General features: G+C 47.1%; 5 protein-coding genes. All 5 read right to left on the bottom strand.

All coding sequences use genetic code 11. The annotated features are described in order from the left end of the window. Window positions 1-321: 321 nt before the first annotated feature. Window positions 322-3,153, bottom strand: a complete 2,832-nt coding sequence (locus tag H8K36_RS18730; protein ID WP_186918052.1) for a DUF1631 family protein — start codon at window positions 3,151-3,153, stop codon at window positions 322-324. A 119-nt stretch (window positions 3,154-3,272) separates the two neighbouring features. Further along, window positions 3,273-5,846: a DNA topoisomerase III gene (locus tag H8K36_RS18725; protein ID WP_186918051.1), complete on the bottom strand. Its 2,574-nt coding sequence runs from the start codon at window positions 5,844-5,846 to the stop codon at window positions 3,273-3,275. 317 nt (window positions 5,847-6,163) lie between these two features. Beyond that, window positions 6,164-6,634, bottom strand: coding sequence for a Smg family protein (locus H8K36_RS18720; RefSeq protein WP_186918050.1), 471 nt, complete (start codon window positions 6,632-6,634; stop codon window positions 6,164-6,166). A gap of 79 nt (window positions 6,635-6,713) precedes the next feature. Further along, window positions 6,714-7,814, bottom strand: coding sequence for a DNA-processing protein DprA (gene dprA / locus H8K36_RS18715; RefSeq protein ID WP_329604246.1), 1,101 nt, complete (start codon window positions 7,812-7,814; stop codon window positions 6,714-6,716). Between the two features lie 23 nt (window positions 7,815-7,837). Further along, window positions 7,838-8,935, bottom strand: a complete 1,098-nt coding sequence (locus H8K36_RS18710) for a LysM peptidoglycan-binding domain-containing protein (protein WP_186918048.1) — start codon at window positions 8,933-8,935, stop codon at window positions 7,838-7,840. Window positions 8,936-8,952: the final 17 nt, after the last annotated feature.

Raw genomic sequence — 8,952 nt, 5'->3', positions numbered from 1 at the left:
GTTTCCTAACTACCGAAGTAGCTAGTCGCCTTCATTATCAAGTGCCCACATTTATTGACTGTTAATTGTTAAAGATCTTAAATTCTTTTCTGCTTCACTAGCACCGCTTTCGCTTTTTACTAGTTGCGCTGCGAATCGTTTTGTTCGTCAGCAGCAGAGAAACGAGATTATGCAGCCTTTCTAACTTCTCGTCAACCCCCTCTTTTGCGTATTTCTTCTTAACTGATGTCATTACACTTTGTAGCCAACATTACTGCGTCTTCAAAATAAAAAAAGATCTGCAGCTTTTTAGCCACAGATCTTTTCGATTCAAGCATTGGATTATGGCTTTACAGGCTCTGCCGTATCCGCTGACTTTAATAGGGATTGCACTGCACGTTCAAACAGTGGCTCAGCTTCCAAAAACTTAACGCGACCATGCGCGATCATTCGGCGGAACATACGCACACTCACCATCGATGGCTGTTCCTGTCCATCGAGCGTCAATACCAAGTTGGTTAGCGCTGGATCGATCCAATTCAGCGTCCCCTGACTTGGTTCGCCACCCAAGTTAATTTCTACCGTTACGCCAGTTTTCAACTGCTCCATCACCAAATCAACCGTACGGTCTTCGCTAGGAGCAACCGCTTGCTCAGATTCGTTCGGTTGCTCTTGCACGTACACTTGATCTAGAAGCTGTACCTGTACATCCAGTTCTTTAATAGCATCCGCTAGGAACTTCTTAACATCAGAGGCACTATCACCGTCTTCCAGCGGAGCATAATTCTCAAGATCAGGGTCAGTAAAGAAAGATTCAAAATGATGATGAATCGCCGACAACGAAGGATACTTCTGCATCGTACCCGAGTTATTCGATCGCATTGCCTTGGTATGTGCATCAACCAGCCAATTCAACAATTTTTCCTGCTGGGCAACGTCCCAATTAATGCCTCGCACGCCTTCTTTGATCGTATTCAAGATAATCGGCAGTAATGCCAACAACTGCATACGCTCTTCTTCGTGGTACTTCGGTACGATACTCCACAGCAAATCAGGAACAAGCAAACGATAACGATGCGCTCGTTTCGGATCTTCGCAATCCGCAAGCTCAAGAGCGTAGACCCAAACAGTTTCGAAAAAATTCTGCAAAAACGGGTCAATCGTCAAACCAATTAAAGCCTCATGCAATTGGGCGGAAATATGAGCGAATCGCAGAGTGCGATTCCGCGCACGCTCGGCGCCATCAATCGCATTCTCAGTCTTCTTGTCACTGGCGCGCAGCTCTTTAGCAATGAAAGCATCGAATTCATCGAGCATGCGTGAGAATAGTTGCGGATTTTCACTTTCATCCTGCAACAAGGTCTCAACGATGCGGCAAATTTCTTTGGTGATTTCGGCGCCACTTGGATCGATTTGCTTCAAGCCAAGCGAGATTGAGCCAATTCGGTTAACCAACAAACGGGCTGGATGCCCCTTTTGCGTCAGTAATGTATTGTCCCTTAATGCTACCTTCAGCACCAAAAACTGCAGACGCCCCAACTGGGCACGGATCTCCGCTGGAACTTGAGTGTCTCGCAAAATGAATTCGAATAGCATAGCGACGATATCAATCGTCATTTGCTCATCGACATTCGATGTAAGTTCATTTAGAGCACTTCTCTGCTCCAAGATCAGGTTACGGAGTCCGCCAGTCCCATCAAACATATCGGGGCCAGATGGAGTATATGTCCTTTGGAATCGATGAATCGATTGCGGCAAGCTTCCGCCATGACTGGCACCAGACGCGCCACTTTCGCCACTTCCACCACCTCCAGACGCGCCAGCATCGCGGCCATTTCCATTCATGGAATTGTTCGCCGATGCACCACCACTCGCTGACGCCGCACCTCCGCCCATACCATAACCGCCACCCAAACCACCTGCATGAGCTTGGTCAGGCTGACCTCCTGCACCATTTCCCGCGCCATAACTCCCACCGCCACCACCCTGAGAGCCTTGATAATTTCCTGCACCAGAATAACCCGTACTTGAACCAGTGTTTGTACCGCCCGAAGCCGACGACACCCCCTGTCCATAGGATTGTTCCATTGAATCCATATTCGAAGCGCCACTGCTTGTGCCATCGAAACTCTGGCCGCCACTGGAGCCTGATGCTCCAAAGAATTTCTTCAACGCGTCACCAACAGCCTCGCCTTTCTTCACCCAAGAAAAGGTTCGATTTTGTTCTTGGGGAGCATCGTTCGAATAAGCCCCCTGGTCTTGACTGTTGGCGTATTGAGCACCCTCACCTGAGCTGCCTTGATCTTGTTCTATTGCGCCATGATTGGCACGGCCACGCCCGACCAAATTAGCAGCGCGACTCACCGCAGAGCTGAAAAACTGTTCGATTTGACTAGGACGTGAGCGTCCAGAATTCGCAGCCTGCATGCCATGGCCGGTATTTTGCATTTCTTGCGTATTTTGCACTTCCGATTCTTCGGCAAAGGATTCCTCACTTTGCCCCTGCTGAGCTTGTGCCGCGCTCTGTGTGGGCGATTTTCGAATTTTAAGTTGCAACTGTGCCGCGATACCGTTACGTGCAAGGTACGAATTGACTGTTGAATAAATCGTCGGCACAAAACTGACAAAATTCTCCGCCAGTCGCTCAATCATAATGTCGACGACGTTCGGGTTTAAATTCATTCCCTCGATCGTTGATGCTATGCACTTCGAGAAGAGATAAGGGCGAAATGGATTCTCGCGCTCGTTGGTAACTTCCTGTTCAAAGATGAGTGCGACACGAATATTTAAATCACGCAACTGCTCCTCGGCTTCACGGCGGAAGCGATTCGTGATCTCCTCAAGACGCAAGCCACCTTCGAAGGTAGTGGGGTCAATGAGGGTCAAACTATCAGTATTGAAATTTGCTGAGGGACGATAAGTGCTATACGTTGTCTTAAAACTACGAGCCAACAACTGCTCCATCGTTTGCGTCATGTGCTCGACGATTTTGGCACTTTGATCGACTAAGATCGCGCGAGCATCAAGCAAACGTCCCTGCTCTAAGGAAGAATAGGTATCGTCGGCTTTCAAGAAACAATCTTCAATGCAGCGAGGAATAGTCCGCTGCATCGACTCGACAAAACCGCGCATAAATTCGGTGCGCGCTGTAGTTAACAAAGCATTTTGATCCATACTTCCTCAATGTAAGTAAGTGATTTTCTAAATGAATAGAAAAATTCTTACCTATTTTTCTGTTCGCTATCGCACTTAATAAAATTCATTTATCAATCCAGCGCCCATAGCGACATCAACTATGCTGTCTTTTTCTTTCGAGCAACTGGCTTCTTAACAACTGCCTCAGTCTCAGCACTGGCTTTCGCCTTAGCGCTGGTTTTTGCTGCAGGCTTAGCCTTGCGTTCTTCAAACTCAAAACTCGTTTTGCCGTCCTTACCTCTGACGAGGAATGCCTTAAATGGCCTGCGAGTGCGTTGTGAGATAAAGCCCGGCAATAAATCCGTTTTACCTTCGACCAACAACTTGCGCATTTGTTCAGGCAAAATTTCCTGCTGCAAAATAATACGTCCACTTCTGAAATCACAAGCTTTCGGCTTCTGAACACTCTTCTCACAGACGTAGGCCAAACCTAATTCATACACATTTGCACCACATTTCGGGCATGCACCGAGCGCCTCGGCTTGCGAAAAATCATGGTCTTCGCCCTGCTCGCCGTCATCTTGATTCTGCCCAAAGTCGAACTCAAGCTTAAGATTTTGAATATCTTCGTCACGCACAATCTTCAAAATGGCAGCAAAGGGGCGCCCCATCTTCGAGCGAAATCCCTGTAACGGCCCAATTTCACGTTTACTTAAGAGCTCCTCAACCTCAGCCACTTCAAATTGACGGCTGCCTGGTGTCTTACTCATCGAGAATTCGCACTTAGTGCATGCAAAACGACGATAGTTTTCCTTAATCACACCACCACAATTTGGACATGGTGTGTGCAAAGTCGCGTAATCGCCAGGAATAGTATCGTTATCAAACTCTTTCGCGCGTTTCACAATAACTTGTGTCATTTGCGCAATTTCGCGCATAAACTCGTCACGTGTGATTTTTCCACGCTCAATTTGCGCTAGCTTGTTTTCCCATTCGCCGGTGAGTTCAGGCGAAGTCAACTCGTCAACGCCCAATCCACGCAATAAAGTCATTAATTGAAAAGCCTTCGCGGTTGGGATTAGCTCACGTCCTTCGCGCAATAGGTACTTCTCATAAAGTAGGCCCTCGATAATGGCAGCGCGTGTTGCCGGCGTACCCAGGCCTTTGCCAGCCATCGCTTCACGCAATTCCTCATCATCGATTAATTTACCAGCACCTTCCATTGCCGACAGCAAAGTCGCCTCAGAATAACGAGCAGGTGGTTTTGTCACCAATCCATTGGCAACAACTTTCTCAGTTTTAACTTTTTCACCCTTGGCGACCGCGACTAAATTGCCTTTATTTTCTGGATCTGTGTCGTCTTGAGCTTCTTTACCGTAGATCGCGAGCCATCCAGGATTGGTCATCACCTTACCTTCGGTTTTGAATTGATGACCAGACACTTCCGTAATTCGCGTTGTAACTTGGTACTCAGCAGCAGGGAAAAACACCGCCATAAATCGGCGCGTGACCAAATCGTAAAGCTTTTGCTCGGGCTCAGACAAATTCTTGGGAATGTGGCCCGTAGGAATGATCGCAAAGTGATCGCTAATTTTTGTATTATCAAAAATACGCTTATTAGGTTTCACCCAATTGTTATTGAGGATCTTTGCCGCGAACTGTTGGAAATTATTAATTTCACTCAGTTTGCCCAAGGTATCTTTTACCGTTGGCAGGTAATCTTCTGGCAAATGACGCGAATCCGTACGTGGGTAAGTAAGCACCTTATGCTTCTCGTACAAGGCTTGTGCAAGTCCCAATGTATTCTTCGCCGAAAAACCAAATTTCGAGTTCGCTTCACGTTGCAGACTAGTTAAATCAAACAAAGCCGGTGCCATCTGTGTTGCAGGCTTTGACTCTTCCGTCACGTTTCCTTGCTTGCCACGACATGCCGCAACGATCGATTCCGCTGCCGCTTTACTCCATAAACGTTCTGCTTTACGTTCAGGGTCGGTTTCGTCCTTCTTAAACTGATGGTCGAGCCAGCGACCTTCATAAATTCCTGCGGCACAAATAAACTCAGCACGCACCTCCCAAAAGTCACGAGGCACAAAATTCTTGATCTTTTCTTCGCGCTCAACCACGATCGATAAGGTCGGAGTCTGAACTCGACCAACGGTGGTTAAATAAAACCCGCCCTCTTTTGAATTAAAAGCGGTCATTGCGCGGGTGCCGTTAATACCAATTAACCAGTCTGCCTCCGAACGACAACGGGCCGCATCGGCCAAAGGCAACATTTCCTGATCGGAACGCAACTTTTTGAATCCGCTTCGAATAGCATCGGCGGTCATTGACTGCAGCCATAAACGGCTGACAGGCTGTTTAGCTTTCGCATGTTGCGCGATCAAACGGAAAATCAGTTCACCTTCTCGTCCCGCGTCACATGCGTTAATGAGAGCAGTCACATCTTTGCGCTTGATAAGTTTATTCAGGACTTTCAGACGAGACTCGGTTTTAGCGATTGGATTCAGCGCAAAATGAGGCGGTATCATTGGCAAATGAGCAAAAGTCCACTTGCCACGTTTTACGTCGTATTCTTCTGGAACCGCGATTTCCAACAAATGACCGACTGCGGATGACAAAACATATTCGTCAGATTCAAAATAATCTTCATATTTCGTGAACCCACCCAAGGTCTTCGCAATATCGTTTGCGACCGAGGGTTTCTCAGCAATGATGAGGGTCTTTGTCATAGTTGGGCTTCTGCTTTATTCGAATTGTATTAGGGACTACCGGACATTTTTCTCATGGATCGCTGCCACATTTTGAATTTATCTATACAACTTACTTCCCATCGTAAGAACATAAATAAGATGACCAAAGCGCTTAAGGTGGCAGGACGGGCCAAAAGGAGCCAGCCATTTGGCTTTCTTCCAGTAACTTTGAGCTCGTTAGCCAAGATGGCATAAGAAAATGCTATATATCAGCGGGGAATAATAAACGGAATGAATGTCGAACTGCAATAGAACCGAAGAATTTGCCACAAATAAACAATGAATTAGTACAAAACTCAATGCAGTGGACGTGGCTCCTGATTTTCATCCAACAATAACAAATCGTCAAAGAGCAACAAATCTGGCTCTCTTCCTTGGCTCCAAAGCAACATTAGAACAATGATTTTGAGCTTTTCAAGCGAAATCGGTGACTCATCGACTGCCATCGCACGCTCAAGGACAATCTCACGTTGTTGCCAGTCGAGCAAGTCTATCGCACTTAATTGCGCGATAAAGCCGATCCCAACCGCACCAACACGAGAATATTCCGCTTCAGTATAGACACGGAAGCCAGGCTCCACCGGGGACTTTTCAACATCCGCAACCTGCTGGTTGTAGCTGTCAAGGCCATTCAACCAGTCTAAAGCTTCCACTATTTCGTCGTCTTCAAAGCCGATGGCCGACAGTTTCTTAGCTAAAGCAATCGAATCTGGACAGGCATCAGGACGATAATATGTTTCGTACAGATACACTAAAATATTAAACATTCAACAAAATTCTTCGGTAAGGTGCTTATTTGATTCGCATTGCAAGTGCTCTCGGCACCGCAATGCACCGTCTAAAAACTCAGGAGATTCGGCGAAGCAATCCGCCAGGAAGAGTTTCTAGTACACCTTGCATTTCCAATTCAAACACTTTGGCACTCAAATCAGCGATATTTTCACCGGTTTGGAGCAAAAGCATATCAAACTGGATAGGATCATACCCGATAATCGCTAACAAGCCTTCGACAGGCTTTTTTTCAAGTTGTTCTTGAGGCAAGTGCGACGTTAAATTAGGCGAGCCCTTAAGTTCTTCAACAATATCTTGTGCGGACTCAACTAGCTTCGCGCCTTGTTTGATTAATTGATGACAACCTCGGGAAAGAGGTGCATGAATTGAACCAGGGATTGCAAATACTTCGCGTCCTTGCTCTGCCGCCATCCGCGCCGTGATCAAAGAGCCTGATTGGGCTGCGGCCTCTACCACCAATACCCCTTGAGCTAGACCTGAAATGATGCGATTTCGTCGCGGAAAATTCCCTGGCTGCGCTGGTGTTCCTAAGTGATATTCACTCAAAATACAGCCCTTGACCGCGATTTGATGCGCCAGTTCACGATTGCGTGCCGGATAAACGATATCGATACCGGTCCCGATCACCGCGACCGTGCCACCTATGCCTTGCAGGCCACCTTGATGTGCGGCAGTATCAACACCCGCAGCCAAGCCAGAACTAATGCACCAACCTGCTTCACTCAAGGCCTTCGAAAATAGCTCTGCGTGCTGAACGCCTTGAACGGTTGCATTTCTGCTACCGACCACCGCCACAATGGATTTTTGAAGATAGTGCAGGCTCCCTTTGCAATACAGCAGCAATGGGGGATCAGGAATCTCCAATAACTGACTTGGATAATCCTGATGTCCTAGATGAACAATTGAATTTTCGACTTGCTGCAACCATACTGCGGTGAGATCGATCTGTGCAAGCGTGCGTTCGCTTGGCGCTTGTTTGAGCTGTGCTGCGATTTTTGCAGAAACGCATGATGCCAATTCGGGCAAATCTGCAGCAAAGATGTTTTGTGGGAGCCCAAATCGCGAGAGTAATTTTCGCGCATTTTCATTTCCAAGACCGGGTACCAGCGTCAAACGCAGCCAATATTTCCAGTCTTGGTCAAACCCGCCCCTCACGCACAATCACCTTATTCAATCGATTAACGTTCAGGCGATTGAACTTGATCGCCAACATTAACCGTATCAGTCACTTCCATCACTAAACCGTAAGAGATATTCTTGAATACACGGAAAATGAATAGACGTCCGTAGGTTTCATCTGGCAAACGGACTAATTTTTTATCATTCGTGCGGTCTGGAATCAATTTGCCATAACGCGCCAACTCTAAGGTCGTGCCTACGTCTAAACCTGACTTAGATCCCCGATTGATACTTACGATATTATTTTGACCCGCGACGCTGATACCACCGTAGACAGCGACAATTCTCGCTTTCACGTCTTTTTCAGGGCGATGTGGAACATAGTTAATGATTGGCGTCGGTGGAATTGGCACGAGACGATCGCCGATCCCCATCTCTTCCTTCGACGTCGTGACAATAAAAGTATCCACTCCATCATCTGTTTTTGCTTTTTTATCGAGCTTTACCGTTCCAATAAATACAGCTTCATAGCCAATCACCTCACGGGTTTCTGGATCCTTCAAGGCAACGCCCGGACGGAAGACTTGGAACGACACCTCGCCTTTTAAGTCGCCGCGTACATAGGTCTTGTCGCCCTTGCCCATGAACACTCTTCCCTCTTGTGCAGCGACAATTCGAGGAGCATTAGCAAACTCATCCTTCTCAATAATCAAAGGTTGAGACAAATACGGTTCAATTAAATTGTTTGGAATTGCAGTAATAGCATTACCGCCCTCTGCTCCCAAAGACCGCGTCTGTGGCGTTAATTTAGTCACGCCACTCGCACCTTCAGTCAATGGAGTCCCAAGTCGCAAACGACCATTGACCCGATCGAAGTAAACGATTTGATTAGGATAAATCCAGTGTGGGTTACGAATCTCATCCTTATTCATCCCCCAGACTTCAGGCCAACACCAAGGGTTTTGCAAGAACTTTCCAGAAATTGCCCATAATGTATCGCCCTTCACAACGACATGCTTGTCGGGGGCATTCGGCAAAAAGGTACACTTGCTACTTAATGCCGGTGGACTTGCACGCTCGCTATCCTGTGCTAGTACCGGCAATGAAACCGCGAGAGGAAGGGCCAAAGCGAGGGCGATTGTGCTAAACTTTTTCATGAATTTTTCCGATGCAT

It is taken from the genome of Affinundibacterium nitidum (assembly GCF_014284155.1).
GTDB classification, from domain to species: domain Bacteria; phylum Pseudomonadota; class Gammaproteobacteria; order Burkholderiales; family Burkholderiaceae_D; genus Undibacterium; species Undibacterium nitidum.
This window is presented reverse-complemented; position numbering and strand designations above follow the sequence as displayed.